This is a genomic window from Streptomyces sp. NPDC048584 (genome assembly GCF_043199595.1).
GTDB lineage: Bacteria > Actinomycetota > Actinomycetes > Streptomycetales > Streptomycetaceae > Streptomyces > Streptomyces edwardsiae.
This window is the reverse complement of sequence record NZ_JBICWF010000012.1, coordinates 103910-129362: the sequence shown is the minus strand read 5'-3', so window position 1 is coordinate 129362 and position 25453 is coordinate 103910. Positions and strand designations below refer to the sequence as shown.

Here is a 25453-nt window from a genome sequence, read left to right as displayed (position 1 = left end):
ATGCCAGGAAACTCCGCACTCGACGTGTCGTCCAGTGGAAAGCGGCGGTTGCTTGGTAGTTGGTTGTGCCAGTGGCAAGAATTCACATTCCGGTAATCCCGGACCGTCCGCTCCGCCCTGCCGAGGGCGCCCGTACGCCGGTTCCGGCCAAGGTCGACGACCCCGCGAGCGGCCGGGGCCGGGGCGGTGCGCGGTGCCGGGGACGGACCCGGTAACGTCGCGCCCGTGGCGTGGCCGTCGGCCGCGTGCCATAGGTCCGCGAGAGCGGCCGAAACGTCTCTTGCGCATCCGCGGATCCCACGCGCACCGGCGCGCGGAGACCGCTTACACGTGGGGGCGTACGTCAGCCTACGCACCACCTTGAGGTGAGCTGCGAGGCTTCTCCGCAGATCAGCGCACCCGTACTCGTCAGGACGCATCAGTGACAACTGACGGGTACGTGCAAATTATTTGGGATGCCCCGGAATCGGAACACAGAGGCACCCCGGCTCGTTGTCATTACGTGAGCACGACACAGACACCACCTGTTCTCGCCGCAGAGCTGGCGCAGGCGTGGGCCGACATTCAGCGGTACCACCCCGAGCTGCCCGATCTTGCCGCGCCCGAGTCACTGATCGGGGAGTCGTCGTCCGCGTGCGGTCACGAACTCTCCTTCGAGCGACTGCTGCACGAGGCAGTCCACGGCGTCGCCGCCGCGCGCGGCGTACGCGACACATCCCGAGCCGGCCGCTACCACAACCGCAGGTTCCTGGCGATCGCCGAGGAGCTGGGGCTGGACCACCCCGAGGAGCCGCATCCGAGCAGCGGTTTCTCACTGGTGACGCTCACGCCCGAGGCGAAGCGCCGCTACCGTCCGACGACGGAACGCCTGCAGCGTGCCCTGAAGGCCCACACCGCGGCGACCGCGGGCGACACCGCCCGCAGCTTCCGCGGCCCGGCCGCACGGCACGGCTCCTCCGGGGGAGGCGTCCGCGTCAAGGCCGTCTGCGACTGCGGCCGCAACGTCCGGGTGGTCCCCTCGGTCCTCGCCCAGGCCCCCATCGTCTGTGGCGGCTGCGGAAAGCCCTTCCAGATCCCGGAGGTAGTAGCCACCGCAAGCTGACCCCCGGCATCTCGTGGATGCCGGGGGCCGTCCCCTCGCCCGGCCGCTCCCGCGGGCCGTGCCTCCCCCAGAGCCCGGCAGGGCCCGGGAGGTACCCCCGGGGTGGCACGGGTGGGCGGCGGCACCGCGCAAGCGCCGAGCGGTGCCACCCACGCCCGGCCCGCACCAACGCCGGGTGACTCCCAGGCGTGCCCCGCGTGCCACTCCCCCCGGTCCACCGCCCCGCGGGGTGTGGCACAATGGCTAGCTGTACTCGACAGTCGCACAGGACCCCTCTCTCCTCCGGCTGACGCGTCCGTCGGGCACTCGGGTACCGCAACCCCACGCGGCAACTCTGGCCGTGCCCAACCACGTCAATCCAGGAGAACCCACTCCCGTGGCAGTCAAGATCAAGCTGAAGCGTCTGGGCAAGATCCGTTCGCCTCACTACCGCATCGTCGTCGCCGACTCCCGTACCCGCCGTGACGGCCGGGCCATCGAGGAGATCGGCAAGTACCACCCGACGTACAACCCCTCCGTCATCGAGGTCGACGGCGACCGCGTGGCGTACTGGCTCGGCGTCGGCGCTCAGCCGACCGAGCCCGTGCTCGCCATCCTGAAGAAGACCGGCGACTGGCAGAAGTTCAAGGGCGAGCCCGCCCCGGCCCCGCTGCTGCAGGCGGCCGAGAAGCCGGCCCGTCCGTCCTTCGAGGCGCTCGACGGTGACGACGAGGGCAAGGGTGAGGCCATCACCCAGAAGAAGAAGGCCGAGAAGAAGGACGAGGCTGCCGCTGCGTCCTCTGCGTCTGCGCCGACCGAGGCCTGAGCATGCTCGAGGAGGCTCTCGAGCACCTCGTGAAGGGCATCGTCGACAACCCTGACGATGTGCAGGTCGCCTCGCGCGACCTGCGTCGCGGGCGGGTGCTCGAGGTCCGGGTCCACCCGGACGACCTCGGCAAGGTGATCGGGCGCAATGGCCGCACCGCGCGCGCTCTGCGTACCGTCGTGGGCGCCATCGGCGGCCGTGGTGTCCGTGTCGACCTCGTCGACGTGGACCACGTCCGCTGACGCCAAACGCAGCACCGGCTCGGGCCGGGGAGGGCCACTGGGCCGTCCCCGGCCCGCAGTCGTATGAGCCGTGACCGGCTCGTCGCAGTTCGACAGGAGATCAAGCACAGTGCAGCTGGTAGTCGCTCGCATCGGCCGCGCCCACGGCATCAAGGGCGAGGTCACCGTGGAGGTCCGCACCGACGAACCGGAGCTGAGGCTCGGGCCCGGTGCCGTACTGACCACCGACCCCGCCTCCGCCGGGCCGCTCACCATCGAGACCGGCCGCGTCCACAGCGGCCGCCTGCTGCTGCGCTTCGAGGGCGTCCGCGACCGCAACGGCGCCGAGGCCCTGCGCAACACCCTCCTCATCGCCGACATCGACCCGGACGAGCGGCCCGAGGACGAGGACGAGTACTACGACCATCAGCTGATCGACCTCGACGTGGTGACCGCCGACGGCACCGAGGTCGGCCGGATCACCGAGATCTCCCACCTGCCCAGCCAGGACCTCTTCGTGGTCGAGCGCCCCGACGGCACCGAGGTGTACGTGCCGTTCGTCGAGGAGATCGTCACCGAGATCGACCTGGAGGAGCAGCGCGTCGTCATCGACCCGCCGCCCGGACTGATCGACGACCGCGCGGAGGTCGCTTCGTCCCGGGACTCCGGGGAAGAGGCGTAATGCGGCTCGACGTCGTCACGATCTTCCCCGAGTATCTCGAACCGCTGAACGTCTCCCTCGTCGGCAAGGCACGCGCGCGGGGTCAGCTGAACGTCCACGTGCACGATCTGCGCGACTGGACCTACGACCGGCACAACACCGTCGACGACACCCCGTACGGTGGCGGCCCCGGCATGGTGATGAAGACCGAGCCGTGGGGGGACGCGCTGGACTCGGTCCTGGCGGACGGCTACGAGACCGGTTCCCGCGAGCCCGCACTGATCGTTCCCACCCCCAGCGGCCGTCCCTTCACCCAGGAACTCGCCGTCGAACTCTCCGAGCGCCCCTGGCTGGTCTTCACCCCGGCCCGTTACGAGGGCATCGACCGCCGGGTCGTCGACGAGTACGCCACCCGGATGCCCGTGTACGAGGTGTCCATCGGCGACTACGTACTGGCCGGCGGCGAGGCGGCCGTCCTCGTCGTGACCGAGGCGGTGGCCCGGCTGCTGCCCGGCGTCCTCGGCAACGCCGAGTCCCACCGCGACGACTCCTTCGCACCGGGGGCCATGGCGAGCCTCCTGGAAGGGCCCGTCCACACCAAGCCGCCGCAGTGGCGTGGGCGCGGCATCCCGGACGTGCTGCTCAGCGGCCACCACGGGAAGATCGCCCGCTGGCGGCGCGACGAGGCGCTGCGCCGTACCACCGCCAACCGGCCCGATCTGATCGAGCGCTGCGACCCGGCGGCCTTCGACAAGAAGGACCGCGAGATGCTGTCCATCCTGGGCTGGGAGCCGGATCCCGCCGGTCGGCCGTACGGCCGATTTTGGCGCAGGACCGACGGCATGGAAGAATAGGCCGCTGCTGTGCGTCGTCCGGCGTGCGCCCCTGCCGCAGGGGGACACGACGCCCGCCCCGAACCGCACAGCTCACATCCCCAGCCTCTAGTGCCGTTGATGACCTGCGGCATCAACGAAGAAAGCAGACGAAATGTCTCACCTGCTCGACACCGTCGACTCCGCGTCGCTGCGCAGCGACGTCCCCGCCTTCCGTCCCGGTGACACCGTGAACGTCCACGTGCGCGTCATCGAGGGCAACCGCTCCCGTGTGCAGCAGTTCAAGGGCGTGGTCATCCGCCGCCAGGGCGCCGGCGTGCGCGAGACCTTCACGGTCCGCAAGGTCTCCTTCTCCGTCGGCGTCGAGCGCACCTTCCCCGTGCACACCCCGATCGTGGAGAAGATCGAGCTCGTCACCAAGGGTGATGTCCGCCGCGCCAAGCTGTACTACCTGCGCGAGCTGCGCGGCAAGGCGGCGAAGATCAAGGAGAAGCGCGAGAACTGAGCGCTTTACCGGCGTCATATCGCGGCCGGATAGCATCTGGCCCCGATGGACACCGAAGCACAGCCGACGGAGCGCGACCGCTCCCTCCCCCCGGCCGGACCCGAGCACACCTCGGGGACGTCGGGGCCGGAGGGGCGGTCGCGTTCCGCGTTGCTGTCGCACCTCACGGCAGGGCTGCCCGGCGGGCGGATTACCCTGACCCTGCTGCTCTGCCTGCTGTTCGTGCTGGCGTTGAACACGTTCGTGGCGCGGCCGTTCCAGATCCCCAGCGGATCGATGGAACACGGATTGAGGGTCGGGGACCGCGTGCTCGTAAATAAGTTGGCATACCGCTTCGGTGCCGAGCCGCGGCGTGGTGACGTGATTGTGTTCGACGGCACCGGGTATTTCGGTGAGGCCGACTACATCAAACGGGTCATCGGGGTGGGCGGGGACCATGTGGTCTGCTGCGACGGGGACGGGAGGATCCGGGTGAACGGCCGGTCGGTCGACGAGTCGGGCTTCCTGTTCCCCGGAGACAGCCCCTCCACGGTGCCCTTCGACGTCCGGGTGCCCGACGGGCGTCTCTTCGTCCTCGGGGACCACCGCAGCCGCTCCAGCGACTCCCGCGACCACCTCGGCTCGCCCGGCGGCGGCATGATCCCGGCCGACGACGTCATCGGCCGCGCCGACGGGATCGTATGGCCCCTCGGTCACGCCACCCGGCTGCACCGGCCCGACGCCTACGCGCGCGTGCCCGCCACGGGGACGAACGCGTCGGAGGGCGGCCATGGGTAACCGTGGCAGGCCCCGTGGCGTCCCGGAGAGCGCCGCGGAGAACCTGCTTCCGACCGGATCCCGCCGGGCGGCCGGACCGGGTCCCGGACGCAGCCGGGTCGACCGGCGCAAGCTCCAGCGCAAGGTCAAGCGGCGCCGCCGGCGCGGCGCGGTCAAGGAGATCCCCCTCCTGGTGGGCGTCGCCGTCGTCATAGCACTGGTGCTGAAGACGTTCCTCGTCCAGGCCTTCGTCATCCCGTCCGGTTCCATGGAGCAGACGATCCGGATCGGCGACCGGGTGCTGGTCGACAAGCTCACGCCCTGGTTCGGCTCCAGGCCGCAGCGCGGGGACGTCGTCGTGTTCAAGGACCCCGGCGGCTGGCTGCAGGACGAGCAGACGACGCCGAAGAAGGACGACCCCGTCGGGATCAAGCAGATCAAGGAGGGCCTGACCTTCATCGGACTGCTGCCGTCCGAGAACGAGAAGGACCTGATCAAGCGGGTCGTCGGCGTGGGCGGCGACCGTGTCCAGTGCTGTGACAAACAGGGCCGGGTCACCGTCAACGGCGTCCCCCTGAACGAGGACTACCTGTACCCGGGCAACGTGCCGTCCCTGACGCCGTTCGACATCACCGTGCCCGAGGGGCGGCTGTGGGTGATGGGCGATCACCGGTCGAACTCCGCCGACTCCCGCTACCACCAGGACACCGACTACGGCGGCACGGTCTCGGAGGACGAGGTGGTGGGCCGGGCCATGGTCATCGCCTGGCCGTTCGGTCACTGGAGCACGCTGGAGGAGCCGACGACCTACGCCTCCGTGTCGGACTCGGCGTCCGGGTCGACCGCCGCGGCCCCGCTGTCGCATAGGGTTGCCCCGGACGGTCCCAATGGAATGGTCCAACTCCCGAGCCCTGCGGAACTCCCGCTCGTTATGGGAGTGGTGGGCCTGCGCCGGGCATGGCGCGGGCGGCGGCAGAGAGTGAGGAGTCGGCGTGGGGGATGTGGCGGTTGGCGCACGGTCCGGTCAGGGCGGCGAGGAGCACCGCGGACGCCCCGCGGAGTCGGCCGACCAGGCCCCGGACAGCGCCGTACCCTCGGGGAGTGAGGAACAGGCGGGCGAGGACGGCAGGGTGAGCGAGGACCGTACGGCACCCGACGGCCAGGGCGACAAGCCCAAGGCGCAGCCGAAGCCGCCCCGCTCCTTCTGGAAGGAGCTGCCGATCCTGATCGGTATCGCGCTGGTCCTCGCGCTGCTGATCAAGACGTTCCTGGTGCAGGCGTTCTCCATCCCCTCCGACTCGATGCAGAACACCCTCCAGCAGGGTGACCGCGTCCTGGTCGACAAGCTCACCCCCTGGTTCGGTTCCGAGCCCGAGCGCGGTGAGGTCGTCGTCTTCCACGACCCCGACAACTGGCTGGCGGGCGAGCCGACGCCCAACCCGAACCCCCTGCAGAAGGTGCTCAGCTGGATCGGTCTGATGCCGTCCGCCGAGGAGAAGGACCTGATCAAGCGGGTCGTCGGGGTCGGCGGAGACACGATCGAGTGCAAGGGCACCGGCCCGCTGACGGTCAACGGCGTGGCGCTGAACGAGCCGTATGTGTACCCGGGCAACACCCCGTGCAGCCAGGACGACCAGGGAGGCCAGTTCAAGGTCAAGGTCCCCGACGGGTTCATCTGGGTGATGGGCGACCACCGGCAGAACTCCCGGGACTCGCGCTACAACCAGGCCGACAGGAACGACGGTTTCGTCCCGGTGGACAAGGTCGTCGGCCGTGCCGTCGTCATCGCCTGGCCGATCAACCGCTGGAACAACCTGCCCGTCCCGGACACCTTCGACCAGCCCGGCCTGGCCGCCGGATCGACGTCCGCAGCCGTGCTGACGGCGGCGCCCCAGGGCGTCGCGCTCGTCGGCGCGGTGCCGCTGGTGCTCTGGCGGCGCCGGCGGTACGGCGTCGGTGAGGGCCGCAGACAGGGCTGACCCGGTCCGGTACCGCCGGGTAGGGTGCCGCCCATGAGTGGTCGGAGCACGACGCGTACGGTCCCCGGCGGCACCGCCCGGGCGGGTGGCGGGCGGACCGGGCAGCGGCTGTCCGGGCTGGCCGTGGCGCTCGGACTGGTGCTGTTCCTCGGCGGGTTCGCCTGGGGCGCGGTGCTCTACCGGCCGTACACCGTGCCCACTCCGTCCATGGCGCCGACGATCGGCGCCGGTGACCGGGTGCTGGCCCAGCGAGTCGACGGCGGTGACGTCCACCGCGGTGACGTGGTCGTCTTCACCGACACGGCCTGGTCGGACCTTCCTCTGGTGAAGCGGGTGGTCGCCGTCGGCGGCGACACCGTCTCCTGCTGCCAGGACGGAAAGCTGAAGGTCAACGGTGAGGAGATCGACGAGCCCTATCTCGCCGAGGGCAAGGCGGCCGAGTTCGGCAGGATCCCCGAGGTGACCGTGCCGAAGGGGCGTCTGTTCCTGCTCGGTGACGAGCGCTCCGGGTCGCTGGACTCCACGGCCCATCTGACGGACGCGGCGAGAGGCACCGTCTCCCGCGGCTCGGTCCAGGCGAGGGTCGAGGCCGTGGTCTGGCCGATGAACGGCATGCTGAAGGCGCCCGCCGGCTTCGAGGAGGTCGGCGCGCTGTCCTCGCCGGGCCCGCTGCGGACCGTGGTCGCGCTGGTGATCGGCGGTGTCGTGCTCATCCTCGGCGGGGCCGCCTACGGTCCTCTCGCCAAGCGGGCGGCGGCGTCCCGCGCCCGGACGGACGCGGGGACCGCCGGTGCCCGCTGAGCCGGCCGGGGACGCCCTCCCGGGCGGACTGCGCAGGGTCGCCCGGGTCGTCCTGCTCGACCCGCGGGACCGCATCCTGCTGCTGCACGGCCATGAACCGGACGACCCCGCCGACGACTGGTGGTTCACGCCCGGGGGCGGCCTGGAGGGCGACGAGACCCGTGAACAGGCCGCCCTGCGGGAACTCGCCGAGGAGACCGGAATCACCGAGGTCGACCTCGGGCCCGTGCTGTGGCGGCGGCGGTGCTCCTTCCCGTTCGCCGGGCGCCGCTGGGACCAGGACGAGTGGTACTACCTCGCCCGCACCGCCCGGACGGCGACCGCGCCCACGGCGCTGACCGAACTGGAGCGGCGCAGTGTCGACGGAGCCCGCTGGTGGACGTGGACGGAACTCGCCCGGGCACATGAGACGGTGTATCCGACCAGACTTGCCGGGCTGCTGCGCACACTGCTCGACGATGGTCCCCCGGCCCGACCCGTGACCCTGGACACCGAAATCGTCCGGTGATTCCCGGGACTGGCGCACAATGGTGGGATCGCACGGGTGAAGGGGAACATGCCATGAGCGCCGAGGACCTCGAGAAGTACGAGACCGAGATGGAGCTCAAGCTCTACCGGGAGTACCGCGATGTCGTCGGTCTGTTCAAATTCGTGATCGAGACCGAGCGCCGCTTCTATCTGACCAACGACTACGAGATGCAGGTGCACTCGGTCCAGGGTGAGGTGTTCTTCGAGGTCACGATGGCGGACGCCTGGGTGTGGGACATGTATCGGCCGGCCCGGTTCGTGAAGCAGGTACGGGTACTGACGTTCAAGGACGTGAATATCGAGGAGCTCAACAAGAGCGACCTCGAGCTCCCCGGCGGGTGACCGGTTTATCCACAGCCGCGGGGTTCTGCACCAAGATCCACTTCATGGGGCGGGATGCGTGACGGTTGGCGCCGGAGGTGGTGCCGACATGAACGCACATCGCGCACGCAGCGCACTCGGCGCATACGGCGAGAGCCTGGCCGCACGGCGGCTGGCCCAGGCCGGGATGACGGTCCTGGAGCGCAACTGGCGCTGTGGCAGGACCGGTGAGATCGACATCGTGGCCCGGGACGGGGACGCACTGGTCGTCTGCGAGGTGAAGACCCGCAGGGCAGGGCCCTTCCAGCACCCCATGGAAGCCGTCACCGCGGCCAAGGCCGACCGCCTGAGGGGCCTCGCCGAACGATGGCTCCAGGAACACGGGGGAGCGCCGCCCGGCGGGGTCCGCATCGACCTGGTCGGCGTGCTGCTGCCGGCCCGCGGGGCGCCCCTCGTCGAGCATGTCCGGGGGGTGGCCTGACATGGGGTTCGCGCGTACGTGCTCGGTGACGCTGGTGGGCGTCGAGGGCGTGGTCGTGGAGGTCCAGGCCGATCTGGAGCCAGGAGTCGCCGCCTTCACGCTGGTGGGGCTGCCGGACAAGAGCCTGACGGAGAGCAGGGACCGGGTCAGGGCGGCCGTGGTGAACTCCGGCGGCGAGTGGCCGCAGAAGAAGCTCACCGTGGGCCTCAGCCCGGCGTCCGTCCCGAAGTCCGGCAGCGGGTTCGACCTGGCTGTCGCCTGCGCGGTGCTCGGCGCCGCCGAACGGATCGACCCACGGGTGCTCGGCGACATCGTCATGATCGGCGAGCTGGGGCTGGACGGCCGGGTGCGGCCGGTACGCGGCATCCTCCCGGCCGTCCTGGCGGCGGCCGACGCGGGATACGAGCAGGTGGTGGTGCCCGAGTGCGCCGCCGCCGAGGCCTCACTGGTGCCGGGGGTGTCCGTCCTGGGTGTCCGCAGCCTGCGCCAGCTGATCGCCGTACTCGCCGACGAGCCCGTGCCCGAGGAGACCGAGGAGCAGACGGGGCCCGACCCGCTGCTGGCGGCGCTGCGGGCCCCCGGCACCGGGGCGGACACCGGCATGCACGGCTCCGGCTCGGCGGCGCAGGACCAGGGCCACGACCTCGCGGACGTGGTGGGCCAGCGGTCGGCGCGGACGGCGGTGGAGGTCGCCGCCGCCGGCGGACACCACCTCTTCCTCGAAGGGCCGCCGGGCGCCGGCAAGACGATGCTCGCGGAACGGCTGCCGTCGATCCTGCCGTCCCTGGACCGGCAGGCCTCGCTCGAGGTGACGGCCGTGCACTCCGTGGCGGGACTGCTGCCCCTCGGCAAACCCCTGATCGACACGGCCCCCTACTGCGCCCCGCACCACTCGGCCACCATGCAGGCACTCGTCGGCGGCGGCCCCGGCACCGCACGGCCCGGAGCGGTGTCCCTCTCCCATCGAGGCGTTCTGTTCCTGGACGAGACTCCGGAGTTCAGCAGCAAGGCCCTGGACGCCCTGCGGCAGCCGCTGGAGGCCGGGCACGTGGTCATCGCGCGCAGCGCGGGCGTAGTGCGCTTCCCCGCGCGTTTCCTGATGGTGCTCGCCGCCAACCCCTGCCCCTGCGGGCGGTTCTCGCAGACCAACGACCAGTGCGAGTGCCCGCCCTCCGCGATCCGCCGCTACCAGGCCCGGCTCTCCGGGCCGCTGCTCGACCGGGTCGACCTGCGGGTCGAGGTCGACCGTGTCACCCGCGACCAGCTGACGGCGGCGGGCGCCCGGGGCGAGACCACCGCCGCGGTCGCGGACCGGGTACGCGCGGCCCGGGACCGTGCCGCGGCGCGGCTCGCCGGCACCCCGTGGCGCAACAACAGCGAGGTCCCAGGCCGGGAGCTGCGCAGCCGCTGGCACGCCGTCCCAGGGGCCATGGACGACGCCGAGCGGAGCCTGGAGCGGGGGGTGCTCACCGCCCGGGGGCTCGACCGGGTGCTGCGCGTCGCCTGGACCGTCGCCGACCTGGCCGGTCACGACCGGCCCGACGTCACGGACGTCGCCCTCGCCCTGCAACTGCGCACCGGCGTCCCGCGCGGCGTGCCCATGGCCATCGGGGCGGGGGTGTGAACGCCGTGGACGGCCCCGAGGAGGCGCTGCTCGGCCGGATCCTCCTCACCCGGGTCATCGAGCCCGGCGACGAGACCGGCGGACGGTGGGTGCGGGAACTCGGCGTGGACACCGTGGTACGACGGCTGCGGGAACGCGGGGATCCACTGCCGGGCGCGAGCGCGAAACGGTGGGCAGGGCTGCTGGCCCGGGCCGGGCGGGCCGAACCCCGCAAGGACCTCGCCGTCGCGCGGGACGCCGGGGTGCGCTTCGTGGTCCCCGGCAGCGCGCAATGGCCCGGGCAGCTCGACGACCTGGGCGACGCCCGGCCCCTCGGGCTGTGGGTGCGCGGGGGAGCGGACCTGAGGATGTGGGCGCTGCGCTCGGTCGCCGTCGTCGGCGCCCGCGCCTGCACCGGGTACGGGGCACACATGGCCGCCACCCTCGCGGCCGGCCTCGCCGAACGCGGCTGGATCGTCGTCTCCGGCGGCGCCTACGGGGTCGACGGCGCCGCCCACCGCGGCGCGCTCGGCTCGGGCGGCGCCACCGTCGCCGTACTCGCCTGCGGGGTCGACCGGCCCTATCCGCGCGGCCATGCCGGGCTGATCGGCCGTATCGCGGAACAGGGCCTGGTCGTCGGCGAGTTGCCGCCCGGCGATCATCCGACACCGAGCAGATTCATCCTCCGTAACCGGGTGATGGTCCTTTCTCTGGGGGTGACATGCGTCGTGAAGCTTGTCGAGGGCACTTCGCGCAGCTCAGAGCCGGTGACGACGACAGTAACGAGTGCAACAGGTGTGGCGCTATCACTGGATAGGGTGAGTCAGAAGGCTCGCCACTGGGGGCCGCCGATGTAGATCGGCGGCCCCCAGTCGAGATCGACTCAGACCTTGCGCGGACTCGCCGCCTAGTTTGATCTTGATACGTCAGCCACCCGTCAGGCTTCCACTGGTAGTCGGATCTCAGGGACCGATGCCGCTCTGCGTCCGCGAGGGTATTCCGACACCTGGGGCCCGGGATCTGCTGGTCCGGCCAGCCCACGAGACACCGGCCCACACCCGTCACATATGTTGGCCGCTGGTCACCCTGGCCCGTGGCTCTTCTTCACGCGGCTATGGTCTTTTCGTAAACGACCTGCCGGTGGTACCTCTAGTGAGTCTTTCGCAGAAATTGGCGGCGGCGTTCAGGGGGAGATGTTGGATCCGAGTCAGGGCGCACGGGGGGCAGCAAGTGGGGAAGGTGCCCGGTCGCTCATCCTCAACTATCCGACGGCCATGCAGTTTCCGGCCATGCCGTCGCCTGAGAAGATAGTTTTCGGCTACGATCCCGACGAGTTTGAGAAATTCGTCGAGGAGTGGGTGCCTGCGCTGGACAGCCTGTACGTGCGGGTAGAGCGCCAGGGAGGCGCTGGCGACCACGGCATCGACGTGGCCGCATTCCTTACTCGTCAGGGCTTGGAAGGTCCGTGGCACAACTACCAGTGCAAGCGTTACAAGGGAACGTTGGCCTGGAGCACCGCTGCGGGTGAGATCCGCAAGATGTTCGCGGGCGTGGTCACCGATCAGTTCATCGTGCCGGAGCAGTACACCTTCGTCGCCCCGTCCATCGGTCCCAGTCTGCAGCAGGCCCTGCAACGCCCGCTCCGTACCCGCAAGGAGTTCGTGGAGGCGCTGCGCGAGACCACGGACAGGGTCATCACAGACCTGAGCCCGCGGTTGAGGCGCGAGGTTGAGGAGTTGGCGGCGGAAACGTCGTTCGAGATCTTTGAGACCGTCAACATGAAGAAGATGCTCGAACAGCACAAGACTACTGACTTCTGGGTGAAACGATTCCCGCCGGAGTCCCCGCCCCGCCCGGTCGTCAAGGAGCCGCCCGAGGAGCCGGAGCCGCACGAGGCCCGCTACATGCAGCAGCTCGTCCAGGTCTACGCCGAGCGCTGGCCCAGTGGTGCCAGCACCATGGCCCAGATTGTGCAACATCCCACGGCTGGACCACACTTGCGCCACCAGCGTGAGGCGTTCTTCAGTGCCATGTCCCTGCGCCGCTTCGGGGAGGAGGCTTACCCTGCGGGTCATTTCGAAGCCATCGTCAAGGACATCTACGACGCCGTGGTCGACGTGGCGAGAGACGACCACCCCACGGGGTGGAAGCGTCTGCAGGCTGTCACCTCACAGGCCATCAGTGCCGGTCTGACGCAGACGATTCTCGCTCAGCACGTGAGAACTCTGGACCGCAAAGGGGTATGTCACCACCTGGCGAACGAGAACGAGCTCACGTGGTGTGAGGGAGAAGGGACATGAAGCCGCTGAACAGTCCGCTGGAGATCGGCGTGCGGGCACTGGTGCTGCTCTCGGAGAGCCATCCCGATGCTCTGGACCTGGCCCAGCTCGCGCTCTTAGACCATGCCGTGCTGCACAGCGCCGAGTTCGACGGACCGCCCAGCCTGCACCCGGATCTGCCAGCTCGTTCGGGTGAGCTCGGTCTGAAGCGCACGGTCCTCGAACAGGCCCTCCTGGTGCTCATCCGCGCCGGCCTGGCCGAACTCGAAGCTGACGGCACTGGCCTGGTCTACCGGGCCACGGAACGCGGCCCGGCCTTCGTGGACGTTCTTGAAGCCCCCTACATCCTGCGGCTCCGCGAGCGCGCTGAGTGGGCCGTCCACCAATGGGCTCCGGACACCGACGTACGTGCCACCACCGGGTCCTTGCTGACGACTCCCTCTGCCCCCGTGACCACCCGTCCTTTCGAGGGCCCTCGTGGGTAGTCTCCAGCTGGTCCACCTCACTTACGCTGGCTCGGGCAAGCCATCAGCGCAAATCGTCTTCGGGCCCGAACTGACCGCGATCTACGGCGCCTCCGACACCGGAAAGACCTTCATCGTCAGGTCTATCGAGTACATGCTCGGCGGCGCCCAACTGACCATGACCCCGCATGCCGAGGGATACACCCAGATCCTTCTCGGGCTGCTGCTGCCCGACGGCAGCCCGCTAACCCTCGTCCGGCGCCCCGGCACCAACTCCACGCACCTGCACTACGAGGACCTCCGCGACCTGGTCCACCGGCCGGCGGACGCCGTCGTGAGCTCGGTGCACAATGCCCGCAGCAAGAACAGCCTCTCGGTCCACTTGATGCGCGCCATGGGCTTAGACGAGGTCCTCATCCGGAAGAACGAAGCTGGTGGCACCCGCTCTCTGGCTCTGACCGATCTGGTGCACCTGTCCGTGGTTACGGAGGATCGCATGATCGCAATGCGCTCCCCGGTCCTGCGTACCGGCACCGCCAGCACCCGCACTGCGGAGACATCGGTCATGCGGTTCCTCCTGACTGGGGAGGGAGACCCTTCCGTCGATACCGGGCCCAACGCGGGACAGCGGCGTGTGAACAGGGGAAAGATCAGTCTTCTGGACCAGCTCGTGCTCGACTTGTCGGCGAAGCTTGAGTCGAACGAGTCTGAGCGGGACCTCAGGGACCGCCTGGCGCGGGTCAAATCCGCGATCGACGCGCAGAGCTATGCCCTGCGCGCGGCTGATGAAGGGCACCGCGAAGCGGTACGCGACCGTATGTCCCACGCCCGACGACTTGCTGCGCTAGATGAGCGGCTGGCTGAGGTCAGCGATCTGCTGGGACGGTTTCGCCTGCTTGAGGACCAGTACCGCTCCGATCTGGAGCGTTTGGTCATGGTCAACGAGGCTGGCAGCATCCTTGGCTACTTCCGCGTCGGAACCTGCGTCTTTTGCGGGGCGGATCCCGAGCACCAGCACCCCGGCCACAGCCAGCAGGAGGCCACTCAGCTCCACATCGCGGTGCAGGCGGAGGCCGCGAAGACCACCGCCCTGCTCAACGACCTCCTACCGACCATCGCCGACCTCGCGAGCGAACAGGAAGAAGGCGCCCGGACCTGGCGGGCCGTCAAGAACGACCTGGAGTCACTGGACGAACTCATCGCCGAAGCTGAGAGCCAGCTCGCACCGCTCAGAGAGGGCCTTCAGGAGCTGCTGGAGGCACGATCTGAAGTCGAGCGGGGCCTGGAACTTCATGCGCGGATAGCGGAACTTGAGGACAAGCGCTCTCGTCTGTACGGGGAGGGAGCGGTGCCAGCTACCCGGCCTGCGGAGTACATCGTGGCGCGGGTCGTCAACGACTTCGACTCGGTCCTCCAACATACCCTGGGCAGCTGGGACGTACCGGCGGTCGACAACTCCGGTTACGACCAGTACAACGCCGAGATCCGGGCCGGGGGCCGTCCGCGCGCCGGTCGTGGCAAGGGCGTGCGATCCGTGCTGCATTCGGCCTTCACTACCTCCCTGGCCCGCTTCTGCATCGAGCGAGACCTCCCCCACCTCGGCTTCGTCGTCCTAGACTCCCCCGTGGTCACCTACCGCCAGCCAGTGAAGAAGAACATTCCACAAGACCCCGACCTACCCGACGTGCGCATCACATCCACCGTCGTGGACAGCTTCTACGAGGACATGCTTGCCTTCCCTGGCCAGGCTGTGATCATCGAGAATGGCGATCCGCCCCTCGGCGTCCTCTCCGAGGCCACCACCTATCATTTCACTGCCGCCGACGGCCGCCCTGGCTTCTTCCCGTGAGCCCCGTCGATTCCATGATCTGCAGTGGCTGCGCTGCAGTACCGAAGCCGCCTATTCCCTATGTAGTGATCAGGTGTGGCTAATTCCGGAGTTGCTCGACGAAAAGGCGCGCATATCGACCCCAGTCGATTCGAGCTTTCCTTATTCTTTCCACAGCTCGCCCAGAAGGCATTTCGTCTTCCATGCGGGCCCAGGAGATAAGAAGGAGGGCGAGTGTCGTTGCCGCCTGCGAATCTTCTCCGTCCATAATCTTCCAGATTTCATTTCCCATGGGGTGTCGAAGGTTCAACTCGACTTGACACGTTCCAGGGAGGAAGGTGACCTTAAACATCTCGGGGCCATTCCAGCCGGCCGCGACAATTCTTGTGTGAAGGGAATTCCCTTCATTGGCTGGCGCATCCATCAGCGTCTGCCACTCTTCCGGTTCCAATTCGGAAGTCGGCGAACTGACCCACTCAGGTTCAGGTCTTGCCACCTCAGTGACCTCAGGTGCTCCGGTCGCTTCTGGTGGGGAGAGCGGTGGAGGGGTGGGCTCAGGGGGCGACTCTGACTGTTCTCCCGCAGGAGTTTGGATTGACTCCCAGAGTGATCGGAAGCGGTCAATCTCGGACAGTGCTGTCTCACGTCTCGCGAGCGTGAGCAATGCGTCCACCAGTGCTTCCACTTTGAGCCATCGCGGTACGCGGCGGCCTGTCAGGATATTGGCGACGGTCTGATGAGACATGGAGTCCCTGGCAAACTCTGATCGCGTGATTGCCTTGCTTATTACCCGGGTGCTCGGGAATCCGGCTAGCCGATAGAGGTCGTGCAGCGCTGTCAACAGATTTCGGTGCGGCCCCGGCGAGATCTCTGATTCGGATGGCAGAGCAATCAGGCTCAACCTCACTCCTGTCACTATCCCCCCACTGGTGGCGTTCACTGGTTATCGTTAAGGAAGTGCTCAACTACTGCCTTCATTGCGCCTCCAATAGCAGCCGAAGCCAACGCCAGGCCAACTCGTAGCCCGGTTCGTTCCTCTGCTTCGCTTTGCGAGTTCACAGACGCCGACTCGCGCTCGGGGTTCGGCTCGAACGTCTTCTTCTGGGAGGTGCTCATGGCTTAATCCTGAGATCACCATCGCACCCGTCAGACACTCGTGAACGCTAGTTGACAGAACTTTACAGACCTGACCAGGACGGGACAGGGCGGTCGCACGGTGCACGCCAAAGCGGCGGCCATATCGGCCCGCCTGGAGGCGCTCGTCACGACTGCCGGGACGAACCGGTCCGCACTGCACAGCCAGTCGGCGGCCGCCCGGTTTGTGGTGCTGCCCCTCGTGCGGGACCGGACGGCCGACGGTAGGTCGCCGACGCGCATGTGGTGGAGTGGGACCCTTGGGGCGGGTGTGAGCTCAACCGGCGCTGCGGACAGGGCCAGAGGCGTTCGTGCGCGAGCTTGCTGGCTTTCACTGTCTAGGTTCAAGTTCCGCCGCGAACAGAACGGCAGCCGCCTTGAGGATTCCGTTAAGGCGGCGCAGGTCAGCGTTCTCCTTCTCAAGCTGACGAACTCGGTCCGTGGCGCTCGCAGTAGTTTCTGCATTTCGACCAGCTTCCGCATCAGCTTTTTTGACCCAATGCCGAAGCACCTCTGGATGGACCCCTAGCAGTTCTCCCACCTGCCGCACGATGCCCGAGCGTCCAGGGTTGGTCGACCTCATCTCAATGACCATCCGAACCGCCCGCTCCATCAACTCTGCTGGGTACTTCCTCGGGGTCGGCATAGAGGTCCTCTCTAAGAAATCTAGCTTCGTCGACGGTCACACCTTGACTCGACAAGCCTTGAAGCGCAGCATTCAGCGCCGATTATGCACAACTGTTCATGGCAGTCAAATGGGCGCAGATGTCAAGTCAAGTTCGTGCCTCACCTTGATCCGCCTGATCCTCAACTCCACACCTTCGGCATGCATGTGCGTCGGTTGCGTGAGGCTCGTGGGCTCACCCTTGAGGAGCTCGCCAGCAGAAGTGGCATGAGCTTCCGCGGAGTGGTCTACATCGAGCACGGTCGTCGCAACCCAAGCTTGACCACCTTGATCAAGCTTGCCCGCGGCTTGCAGGCCGAGCCCTCCACGCTCCTCGGAGTCTTCGACAGCTGCGACAGGGGCAGTGACTGAACCGCTCCAGGTCTGATGAAGCTCTCTCCCCCGGACTGCCGGCGGCGGTTCTCACCGAGCTGTTGGGAACAGCCGGGAAACCGCCACCGCCTGGGCCCAGTCCGAAGGCTCGATACGCCGCGCAACGACTGCCCCCATGCTTTGGTGAGCCCACAGCGGGCGCTTGTGAAACTCCGAGCGCTTGACGGTCCAGCGGCCCTATCGTTTCGGCCATGGATGCAGAGCAGTTGAAGGGTTCATCCCAGAGATGGATGAATGCCGCACTGGCAGCCTTCGTTGAGGGCCCCGAGGGCTACGATTTCGCCGTCCACCACGCTGGAGTCGCTACTGAGCATCTACTCAAGGCGTACCTCGCTGGGATTCATCCAGCTCTGATTGTCGACGGCCGGCACTTCGACTCGTTGCTCCATGCCACGGGCCTTGGCTCCTACGCAGGCCCACTGACCAAGATCAAGACCATCGGCCTTGCTGACGCACATGAACGAGTGGTCAAACTCCTTCCCAAGAAGATCCCGATCGACAAGAAGGCTCTTGAACCCCTGTCGGATGCCCGCAATGGAGTTGCCCACAGTGCGATACACGACTCAGCGCAAGCCGAAGCAGTGTTCACAATTTGCCTACGCCTTGTCGACCCGGTTCTCGAAGAACTCAAAGTTGATCCGAACAGCTACTGGGGCCCATACCTAGTCCTGCACGACAAACTGGTCGATGAGCAGGTACGGCAGGAGCGCGTCGCGGTGGAAGCTCTGCTGATCAAGGCCCGTTCGTTGTTCGAACAGCGCTTCGGGCACATGTCCCGCAAAGAGCGTGACGTAGTGCTGGCCGCAATCACCAGCAAGCCGATGATCACCATGAGCCGGGAAGCGCCGAGGGAGTGCCCGGCCTGCGGCTCTCAGGGGTGGGTGGCCGGCGACGTGAGTGTCGTTCACCACCACGGCGGCGGCGCCCACCCGAAAGAGCTCTACCTCGACCCCCATGGGTTTCACTGCGCAGCGTGCGACCTCGAAGTGGGCACCAAGCTTCTCTTGCACTTGGGTGACCTGGCCCAGGGCATCTTCTTAGATGGCGACCTTTACGACTACATCGACAACGAACCGCCCGTAGACGAACAAATCTACAGAGGCCATTGAGCCCAACCACCGTTACTTTGCAGGTTCCGTTGAATCCGTCAGGTTCCAATATCCCAAGAAGGGAAACTGACGGTCATTCACTACTTGGGGTCGCGGACCACAGGTCGGCGACCCCAAGTCACTTGCCGATTGAGATCGACTCAGACCTTGCGTGCCGGGATGGCGTAGGTATTGAAAAGTTGATCGCCGTTCAGGCGGTTTGCCACGAGATGGGTAGCAACGGTGCCCTCGTCGCGCCACAGGCCCAGTCCGTCGGCCAGGGCAATCGTGTACCTGGTCACGGCAGCTTTGAGGGCGTCGAGCTTGTCAGGCGTGATGACGACCATGCCCGGCTCCGGGGTGCCCAGCGAGTCGCAAATATTGCTGGGGTGGAGCATGACCGGCAGGGGAGTGGCTTCCGGATACTCGCGGCGATCCCATCGGACGCTGCCGCCGAGCTGGTCCAGATCGTGCTTCGAGATGGTGTTGGTGGTGCAGCCCGTCTTGAGTTCTGTGACGGCATGCCGAGTCGAGCTGAGAATCCAGAGGTTGTCTGGACCTTCGCCGCCGCTCTCCTTGTCGGGGCGGCTGCTGGCGAACCCGAGGTGCCGTCCCAGCTGCTGCCAGGCGGCTTCGGCCTGGTTTGTGCGCTCCTCGTCCCAGGCGACATCCTCCAGCAGGGCCTTGACTCCGAGGACGAGTTGAGTTGGATTGTCGTATGTTGCGGCCAGGAACGCGGCTGCTTCTCGGGCTTGAACGGCCCCGGCCTTGGCCTTGGCGGGGGCGATTCCGGCAGCTGGTCGCAATACCGCGTGGTTGAGTCCCGTAGCGTTCACGAGCACCTGCTGGGCCCGGTGCGAGTCGGTGAAGTGAAGGTATCCAGCCCGCTGCTCCAGCAGCCATCCCCGCAAGGCTGGATCATCCGTCTGGTTGATCACCTGCACAAAACGTTCAGCTGCATTGCTGGTCTGGCCGACGACGGCCAGGTCGAATGCCTTCCGACTCGCGATGGCCTCGGGGCGGATTCTCGTGTACTCGGAGTAGCGGACCGTGGCCGTGCGGCGCCGGCTCTCCTCAACCCAGGCCGGATCTCGGCTGAGGAAAACGGAGAGAGCCTCCCGAATCGAGCCGATTCCCTCACCTTTGATCTGGAGGGCCAGTTCCTGGCTGAGCCCAAGCTGGGCCTGGGTCGCGTTGGAGAACATCGACAGGCGGTTCGGCTCCGTCGTGGCTCGGGCGAGGTTGGCTCCGAGAAGTAGAACTGCGCAGTGGTCGTCCCGATCACGCACGCCTCGGCCCATGCCCTGCTCGATCCTCTGGATCTCACGGGCTGTGACCGTCGGGCTGCCGGTCAGGGCATCCGCTTCGCGACGGTCGGCGCCGCTCATCGGAGTGGGGACGCCATCGAGAATCAGGAGGCGACAGGCGTCGCCGGGCAGGTCGACCCCGTCGTACTTGTTGATCAAGACCACGAGGCGGCCGCGTGTGGACTTGAGGGATTCCACTCCGGCCGCGAGGTCATTGACTCTGAGTACGGCGTCCGCGAACGGCTTCCACGGCTCTGCGGCCGGCCCACTGGGCACGATGACGACGACGTTGATCGGCTCTGAGTCGGGGGCACCGTCACCGTTCCGGTCACCGGTGGCGAATTGCCGGGCAAGCCATCTGATGGCCCCGGCGTCGAGGTTCGGGTTGAGCGCCAGCGGAGAAAGGATCAACCGGTCGCCGAGGTCCGCCGCGCTTCCTGGAGTGACGGGTTTGACCAGGAGTTCCGGGTCGGCATCGAGCGAGGTCACGAGCACGCTGTCGTCTGCGAGAGTGGCGGTGAGGTAGACGCGGCGGCGGGCCTTCGCGAAGGACGGGATCATGTGGATGGGCGGGCACGGCGGACGGATCTCGAAGCCTTGGCTGGTCGCGGTCGCGGCGCACAGCGGGAGGACGTCCGCGATCAGGGGCCACGTGAACCGGAACTTGTCGTTGCTTTCCCGGTGTGGGTGCAGCAGCTCCATGACGTCCTGGGCCCGGTCCGCCCATGCCCAGAACGGGACTCGGATGGCCGCCGTGTACTCCGCTGTGCTGATGTCTGCCCATGCCTTCGCGGACTGTCGGCGCAGGTCGCCCTCGAACATGTCCAGGAGCGGCTGATAGGCGGCGTGCCCGCGGGCGATGTTGAGCGTGAACTGAGCCTCTGTGGCCGCCAGCGCAGCGTGGGCGTCGTCAACGATCACGACGCCCAGATCCATGGGCGGGTGTGATCCGCCGATCACTCCGAAGCGGGACAGGCCGTTGACGAGGGTGTGGAAAGTGGTGATCAGGATTGCCCGCTCGGCGCGGAACTCCATGTCGTCCGGGTCGCTGGCTGTCGCGAGTCCCAGCCGGTGGGCCTCGGCTCGGGCCTGGGATGCCAGGTAGTTGTCGGGCGTGAGATAGACGGCCTTGCCGATGCCCTCGTTCAGGGTGCTTTGCGCGATCAGCAGGCCGACGACCGTCTTGCCGCCCCCCGTGTTCTGCTTGATCACGACGTCATGGTTGTCTCTGATGTCGAACCATGATTCGAATACCTCGCCCTGTTCCTGGCGGAGGTACGGGAAGGGGCGGTTCGGCAGTCCGTTGAAGATGTCGCGCGGGCGGATGAGCGGTGCACGATCGCCCTTGCCCAGCCTGCTCAGATCCAGAGGCATGTCCTTCGAGTCCCCTTTCCCGCCGGCTGCGGACGCTGCCGGTCTCGCATTGTCATCATGCCGTTGCCGGTGCCCTCGATGCACAACGATTAGTGACGCTGCGTGCGCCAGCCGCTGGCCAGGGGCGGCCTGCCCAACGGTTGGCGCTTCAGCGGCAAGCGTGATCAATTTCGTTGGTTGAGGGTCCGGGTCAGCTCGCGGTTGGCGCCTCGTGCCGCCGCGAGCTCCTCGGTCCGTTCGTCGAGCTGACCGCGTACTTCCGCGAGTTCTTGCTCAAAGAGCGCGATGCGCCGCTGTAGCTGGTCGACGTCGGTCGGGGCGCCGAGTCCGGAGTCGGCCCATGCGGAATCGCCGAGCGATTCGGAGAGGCGTCTCTCCAGTTGCCGGACCCGCTGGGCGAGCCGCGTGTTGCGCTCCAGCGCGTTGGCCAGGTCCGCCTGGAGCGAGGCCCTGGTCACGGCTGCCTGCCGCCCTTCAGACGGGGGGCTGGCCGCGGCGGTGTGGACGCGTTCGAGCAGGTCTCGGTGCCGATAGAGGAAGGTGCGATCGACTCGCGCCGCGCGAGCGAGCCCGGACACGGTGATGTCCTCGCCGCTTCGCAGGGCTGCGTCGATGGCCTTGAGGACGCGTTCGCGCCGACGGGCCGAGTCGGCCCGCTTTCCTTCGATCATGGGGGCGGTCATGAGGCTCTTCCAGGACGGAGGTCGGGCAGCGGCTGGCGGATCTTTGGCATTCCGAGCGAGACGACGTGGCGGCTGTTGTGGACCAGTCCGACGGCCTGCTCGATCTGGGTCCGGTCTTCGTCGGTGAGGCCGTCGAGGTCCTCGCGGACACGGCGGACCAGGCGCCTCACCCGGGTGATCTCCTCGTCCGAGGGCATTGCCTCGCCCTTGGCCCATGAATCGGCGTCCGCGAAGGCCGCGAGCCGTTCCCGGTTCCGCAGCAGATCGGCCAGGTATGCCTCCAGGTCCGGCAGATATGACACGTCGGTGCGGAAGTGTCCGCAGCCGACGCAGCGGAACCGCACCGGGCAGTCATGGCCGCCGGCCGCGACGTTCGACGGCTCGGAGCAAACGCCGTAGGGAACGGCGACTTCGCCGACGGCTCGGCGGGCGTGTTCGGAGTCGAGTAGGTTCTTGGCCTGGCGCCAGACGCGGTTGCCGTGCCGGTCGAACTGCATGGCGGTGACGCGGTCGATGGCCTCTCGGCGGCGGGTCTCGCCAACGCGGTAATAGCGTTGAGTGGTGTCGAGTTGGCGATGATCCATAAGCCCTCTGAGGACGTCGATGGGGACGCCCGCGTCGGCATGTCGTTGTGCGTAGGTGTGCCGGTAGGCGTAGGGGAAGATGTTCGCCTTGTCGTAGGGGAGCATCTCGGTGACGCGTTCGCCGTCGCGCAGAACCACGGTGGGGACGAGGAAGTCGGGCAGCGAGTTGACCCAGTTCCGATGGGCGTCGCTGATCCACCCGTCGCTGACCGGCTTCGTGCCGTCCGGGTTCATCCGGATCGAGGGAAGCAGCTTGAGGTCCTTGACCGGGGTGTCCGGGAACCGGGCCCGCGCACGTTTCTGCTGATCGAGGATGACCGTTGCGGTCGCCTCGGGGATGGGCAGCCGCCGCCCGTTCCTGAGTGCCTTGTGGTTGTCGTAGACCAGCACGGGTTTGCCGTCGCTGTCGCGTTCGAGGCAGTCCCAGCCCAGCGTGCGGATCTCGCCGGGGCGCCGTCCGGTGTCCATGAGCAGCTCGACGACGGTGCGGATCACCGGGTCCTCGCCGGAGCCCAGCGAGTTCAGGTGGTCGCAGAGCTGGCGCATCACCTCCGGCGGAAGGTCGTGGCCGGCCTCCGTGTCCTCCGGATCGTCGGGGACGTCCTCCCAGCGCAGGCAGAAGTCGCTGCTCAGGCCGTGCAGCGGGTGACCTGGCTGGTCCAGGCCGAGCGTTCTCATCCTGGTCAGCAGCCGTCTGACGTCCCGGCCGATCCGGCAGCGGCGCACCGCGCTGATCTCCTCTCGTTCGTGCAGGAACCGGAGCCGGTTGAGGAAGTGCAGCACGTCCTCGCGGCCGAGCAGCTGCGGAGTGGTGCCCTTGTCGGCCCGGTTGAGCCGGAGGCTGTCCGACAGATGCGCCAGGGAGGTGATCTGACTCTGGACGGTGTTCCTGATCTTGTGGCCGCGGCGTCCGGGAACGTCATCGACGGCCCAGCTCTTGGCGGCCTCACGCAGCCAGGGCTGGCTGATCTCGTTGAAGTACAAGTTCCCGGTGAAGCCGAAGGCGGCGCCGTCCCAGGTGTCCTTGTGACGCTCGGTCTCCGGCGACAGCTGGGAACGGTCGCAGTGCTTGAGGATGCCCCTCACAAGCCGCTGGAGGTTCTTGGGCAGCGGGCTCGGGTCGAGTTCGCTCAGTGAGCCGAGTTGCCGGGCCCGGACGAGATCGGCGATGCCTCGGGTGTCCACGTCGAGCTGTCGGATTCCTTCGGCGTAACGCTGTTGCAGGCCGTAGAGGAGTTCGGCGACGACCCGGTCAGGAAGGCCGCGCAGGCTGACCTTCCCCGACTCGGCGATTCCGGTCGCTGTCCGCCGCCACGTCTCCTCGTCGTGTGTGTACCCATTCCGGCGAACGATCTTCCACCGGTTCGTATGGGCATGGCAGTAGGGTCCCCGCCCGTGCCGGTCCCTCGCGCAGGCCGCGACCTGACACGGCCCGAAGCCCGGCAGCGGCCGGACGTCCGGATGACGGATGAACTCCTCCACCGGCAGGCAGAAGATGTTCTCCTGCTGGTGGCCGTGAGTGGTGCACAACGTTCTGGTCGACGTCATCCAGGGCCTCGCGCAGTCCGGGACCCGGCAGTTGGAGATCCCGATCCCGCGCCAGGACCTCACGGTGTTCGCGACGAACTCCTCGAACTCCTGGCCCCGCCGTTCCATCTGCTGCCAGCAGGCGACGCAGATCCCGCGGTGAGCCTTCTTGAAGGCCATCTGTTCGCAGCCGACCACGAGGCACTGAGGCCCTCCCAGCAGCGGGTGACCCGCAGGAAAGGTCAGCACCCGGACACTGGAATCCCAGCTCATCGTGCTGAGGAAGTCCGGCTTCAGCGCCGCCAGGAGCTCAGCGGTGAGCGGGTCTTCGAACGGGCGAGCCGGAGCAAGGGCCAGGGTCACCAGGACTCTCCCTCGCTCAGCTGCCGCGGCGAGGGAACCCGCTCGACCGCCTCACGCAGCCGTGCCGCCTTGGGGTGCAGATAGGGCCGGGCCGAGGCGGGGTTCTTCTGACCCAGCAGGGCCTGGACCTCGTCGAGGCTGCCGCCCGCGTCCGCGACGTTGCTGGCCATGGCGTGGCGACACATGTGCGGGGAGATCGGCCGGTCCAGCCCGGCCCGCCTGGCCAGCGACTCCACGAGCTCACCGATCGCGTCCGGGGTGACGGGGGAGCCGTAGGGCGGGCGGAAGAGGTTGACCAGGAGGAAGTCGCTGCCGCCGGCCCCGAGCAGTTCGAAGCGCTCCAGCGCGTACTGATCGAAAGCCTGGACCACCAGGAAGTCGACGGGGAACCAGACGGAGGCCCGGCGCTTGGACCAGGCGTTGTTCTCGTTCTGTCGCCGGACGACGTGCAGGTGGGCGCCCTCGATGTCGCAGCCCAGGGACCGCGAGTCCATCAGCAGGTGGAGGTCGGTGCGGTGAAGGCCCGCGGTCTGACCGCGCCGGAGACCGACCCGGGCGAGCAGCAGCAGGATCAGCCGGTCACGAGCTGAGCGGCAGGCGAGGAACATCGCGACGATCTCCTCGTCGCTGGCCCGGTCGACGTCGGTCTCCGGTTCCTGGAGCCGGTGGCGGGCGCGCAGCCGGTAGCGCAGCCCGCCGTTCTCTCCGCGTGCCTCGTATGGCAGATCCCGGTCGTCGCCGAGTTCGTAGAGCTGTTCCAGCACCCAGGCCGGCACCGCCTTGTTCACCACGGCGTGGGCCAGGAACATCCGGACCGCGGTCAGCACCTTGTTGATCCGGCTCTCGCCCCGGACCGGCTTCGAGCCCGGCCCCGGCACTACGGTCACGTGTTGTCCGCCGTCGCCGGGCGTCCACTTGAGCCAGAGCATGAACAGCCCCATATCCCGGGCAGCCGTCCGCCAGTCGCGTCCCGTACGTACGCACCAGCGGAGGAACAGAGACACCCCTTCCGCGTACGACTTCGTCGTACTTTCCGCCCGGTCCCGAGCGAGTCTCAGCTCCCGCAGGAACCGATCAGCGCTCTCCACCACCACCAGGTCGTCATCCACCACGGTCCAGTACCTGGTGCCCGACGGCATCCGTACAGGGAAGGCCCGCACTTGTAGCCC

Annotated in this window: 26 protein-coding genes and 1 pseudogene; 20 read left to right on the top strand and 7 right to left on the bottom strand. The window is 67.7% G+C overall.

Going from position 1 to position 25453, the window contains the following annotated elements; all coding sequences use genetic code 11:
* Nucleotides 1-502 precede the first annotated feature (502 nt).
* The 18 genes and pseudogenes from ACGFR9_RS25510 to ACGFR9_RS25425 all read left to right on the top strand — a co-directional run bounded on the left by ACGFR9_RS25510 (nt 503) and on the right by ACGFR9_RS25425 (nt 15188).
* Nucleotides 503-1102, top strand: a complete 600-nt coding sequence (locus ACGFR9_RS25510) for a hypothetical protein (protein WP_004924857.1) — start codon at nt 503-505, stop codon at nt 1100-1102.
* 376 nt (nt 1103-1478) lie between these two features.
* Nucleotides 1479-1907, top strand: coding sequence for a 30S ribosomal protein S16 (gene rpsP / locus ACGFR9_RS25505; protein ID WP_393212496.1), 429 nt, complete (start codon nt 1479-1481; stop codon nt 1905-1907).
* A gap of 2 nt (nt 1908-1909) precedes the next feature.
* Entirely contained in the window at nt 1910-2149 is a 240-nt protein-coding gene (locus ACGFR9_RS25500; RefSeq protein WP_005479813.1) for an RNA-binding protein, read from the top strand.
* Nucleotides 2150-2258: 109 nt separating this feature from the next.
* The gene (gene rimM / locus ACGFR9_RS25495; RefSeq protein WP_393212494.1) at nt 2259-2810 is read left to right on the top strand and encodes a ribosome maturation factor RimM; all 552 of its coding nucleotides are present in this window, start codon (nt 2259-2261) and stop codon (nt 2808-2810) included.
* Nucleotides 2810-3643 carry a tRNA (guanosine(37)-N1)-methyltransferase TrmD gene (gene trmD / locus ACGFR9_RS25490; RefSeq protein WP_393212492.1) on the top strand — a complete coding sequence of 278 codons (834 nt, stop codon included), beginning with the start codon at nt 2810-2812 and terminating at the stop codon, nt 3641-3643. The genes rimM and trmD overlap by 1 nt, the downstream gene beginning before the upstream one ends.
* A 133-nt stretch (nt 3644-3776) precedes the next feature.
* Nucleotides 3777-4127: a 50S ribosomal protein L19 gene (gene rplS / locus ACGFR9_RS25485; protein WP_010044485.1), complete on the top strand. Its 351-nt coding sequence runs from the start codon at nt 3777-3779 to the stop codon at nt 4125-4127.
* A gap of 45 nt (nt 4128-4172) precedes the next feature.
* A complete protein-coding gene (gene lepB, locus ACGFR9_RS25480; protein ID WP_393212490.1) occupies nt 4173-4904 on the top strand; it encodes a signal peptidase I in 732 nt (243 codons plus the stop codon).
* Complete coding sequence (gene lepB, locus ACGFR9_RS25475) at nt 4897-5988, top strand: signal peptidase I (protein WP_393212488.1); 1092 nt, start codon at nt 4897-4899, stop codon at nt 5986-5988. Before lepB (ACGFR9_RS25480) ends, lepB (ACGFR9_RS25475) begins: the two co-directional genes overlap by 8 nt.
* Complete coding sequence (gene lepB, locus ACGFR9_RS25470; protein WP_393212486.1) at nt 5876-6862, top strand: signal peptidase I; 987 nt, start codon at nt 5876-5878, stop codon at nt 6860-6862. The genes lepB (ACGFR9_RS25475) and lepB (ACGFR9_RS25470) overlap by 113 nt, the downstream gene beginning before the upstream one ends.
* A 33-nt stretch (nt 6863-6895) precedes the next feature.
* Complete coding sequence (gene lepB, locus ACGFR9_RS25465) at nt 6896-7663, top strand: signal peptidase I (RefSeq protein WP_393212484.1); 768 nt, start codon at nt 6896-6898, stop codon at nt 7661-7663.
* Entirely contained in the window at nt 7653-8171 is a 519-nt protein-coding gene (locus ACGFR9_RS25460; RefSeq protein ID WP_393212482.1) for an NUDIX hydrolase, read from the top strand. The genes lepB (ACGFR9_RS25465) and ACGFR9_RS25460 overlap by 11 nt, the downstream gene beginning before the upstream one ends.
* Before the next feature lie 53 nt (nt 8172-8224).
* Complete coding sequence (locus ACGFR9_RS25455; RefSeq protein WP_004924843.1) at nt 8225-8533, top strand: DUF2469 domain-containing protein; 309 nt, start codon at nt 8225-8227, stop codon at nt 8531-8533.
* 58 nt (nt 8534-8591) lie between these two features.
* Nucleotides 8592-8993, top strand: a complete 402-nt coding sequence (locus ACGFR9_RS25450; protein ID WP_393212480.1) for a YraN family protein — start codon at nt 8592-8594, stop codon at nt 8991-8993.
* A gap of 1 nt (nt 8994) precedes the next feature.
* Nucleotides 8995-10617, top strand: coding sequence for a YifB family Mg chelatase-like AAA ATPase (locus tag ACGFR9_RS25445; RefSeq protein WP_393212478.1), 1623 nt, complete (start codon nt 8995-8997; stop codon nt 10615-10617).
* Nucleotides 10614-11298, top strand: a pseudogene (locus ACGFR9_RS25440) (DNA-processing protein DprA); the annotation flags it as partial. The gene ACGFR9_RS25445 and the pseudogene ACGFR9_RS25440, both read left to right, overlap by 4 nt.
* Nucleotides 11299-11870: 572 nt before the next feature.
* A complete protein-coding gene (locus tag ACGFR9_RS25435) occupies nt 11871-12896 on the top strand; it encodes an ABC-three component system protein (protein WP_393212476.1) in 1026 nt (341 codons plus the stop codon).
* Nucleotides 12893-13360: an ABC-three component system middle component 2 gene (locus ACGFR9_RS25430; protein WP_393212474.1), complete on the top strand. Its 468-nt coding sequence runs from the start codon at nt 12893-12895 to the stop codon at nt 13358-13360. Before ACGFR9_RS25435 ends, ACGFR9_RS25430 begins: the two co-directional genes overlap by 4 nt.
* On the top strand, nt 13353-15188 hold the full coding sequence (locus tag ACGFR9_RS25425) for a hypothetical protein (RefSeq protein ID WP_393212472.1): 1836 nt from the start codon (nt 13353-13355) through the stop codon (nt 15186-15188). Before ACGFR9_RS25430 ends, ACGFR9_RS25425 begins: the two co-directional genes overlap by 8 nt.
* Nucleotides 15189-15267: 79 nt before the next feature.
* On the opposite strand, the gene ACGFR9_RS25420 is transcribed toward ACGFR9_RS25425, so the two are convergent.
* The 3 genes from ACGFR9_RS25420 to ACGFR9_RS25410 all read right to left on the bottom strand — a co-directional run bounded on the left by ACGFR9_RS25420 (nt 15268) and on the right by ACGFR9_RS25410 (nt 16947).
* Nucleotides 15268-16074: a hypothetical protein gene (locus ACGFR9_RS25420; protein WP_393212675.1), complete on the bottom strand. Its 807-nt coding sequence runs from the start codon at nt 16072-16074 to the stop codon at nt 15268-15270.
* Nucleotides 16075-16103: 29 nt separating this feature from the next.
* Nucleotides 16104-16283 (bottom strand): hypothetical protein, encoded by a 180-nt coding sequence (locus ACGFR9_RS25415; RefSeq protein WP_393212470.1) that lies wholly within the window; start codon nt 16281-16283, stop codon nt 16104-16106.
* 349 nt (nt 16284-16632) lie between these two features.
* A complete protein-coding gene (locus ACGFR9_RS25410; protein ID WP_393212468.1) occupies nt 16633-16947 on the bottom strand; it encodes a transposase in 315 nt (104 codons plus the stop codon).
* Nucleotides 16948-17031: 84 nt separating this feature from the next.
* Here ACGFR9_RS25410 and ACGFR9_RS25405 point away from each other — a divergent pair, with 84 nt between their 5' ends.
* Together ACGFR9_RS25405 and ACGFR9_RS25400 are read left to right on the top strand one after the other, a co-directional pair.
* Nucleotides 17032-17337, top strand: coding sequence for a helix-turn-helix domain-containing protein (locus ACGFR9_RS25405; RefSeq protein WP_393212466.1), 306 nt, complete (start codon nt 17032-17034; stop codon nt 17335-17337).
* A 212-nt stretch (nt 17338-17549) separates the two neighbouring features.
* Nucleotides 17550-18467 (top strand): hypothetical protein, encoded by a 918-nt coding sequence (locus ACGFR9_RS25400; RefSeq protein ID WP_393212464.1) that lies wholly within the window; start codon nt 17550-17552, stop codon nt 18465-18467.
* Between the two features lie 140 nt (nt 18468-18607).
* Here the strand turns inward: ACGFR9_RS25400 and ACGFR9_RS25395 are convergent, their stop codons facing one another.
* From ACGFR9_RS25395 to ACGFR9_RS25380, 4 genes are all read right to left on the bottom strand, one after another.
* Nucleotides 18608-21127, bottom strand: coding sequence for a DEAD/DEAH box helicase (locus ACGFR9_RS25395; RefSeq protein ID WP_393212462.1), 2520 nt, complete (start codon nt 21125-21127; stop codon nt 18608-18610).
* A 164-nt stretch (nt 21128-21291) separates the two neighbouring features.
* The gene (locus ACGFR9_RS25390; protein ID WP_393212460.1) at nt 21292-21810 is read right to left on the bottom strand and encodes a DUF6262 family protein; all 519 of its coding nucleotides are present in this window, start codon (nt 21808-21810) and stop codon (nt 21292-21294) included.
* A complete protein-coding gene (locus ACGFR9_RS25385) occupies nt 21807-24284 on the bottom strand; it encodes a tyrosine-type recombinase/integrase (RefSeq protein ID WP_393212458.1) in 2478 nt (825 codons plus the stop codon). Before ACGFR9_RS25385 ends, ACGFR9_RS25390 begins: the two co-directional genes overlap by 4 nt.
* Nucleotides 24281-25423, bottom strand: coding sequence for a tyrosine-type recombinase/integrase (locus ACGFR9_RS25380; protein WP_393212456.1), 1143 nt, complete (start codon nt 25421-25423; stop codon nt 24281-24283). Before ACGFR9_RS25380 ends, ACGFR9_RS25385 begins: the two co-directional genes overlap by 4 nt.
* Nucleotides 25424-25453 lie beyond the last annotated feature (30 nt).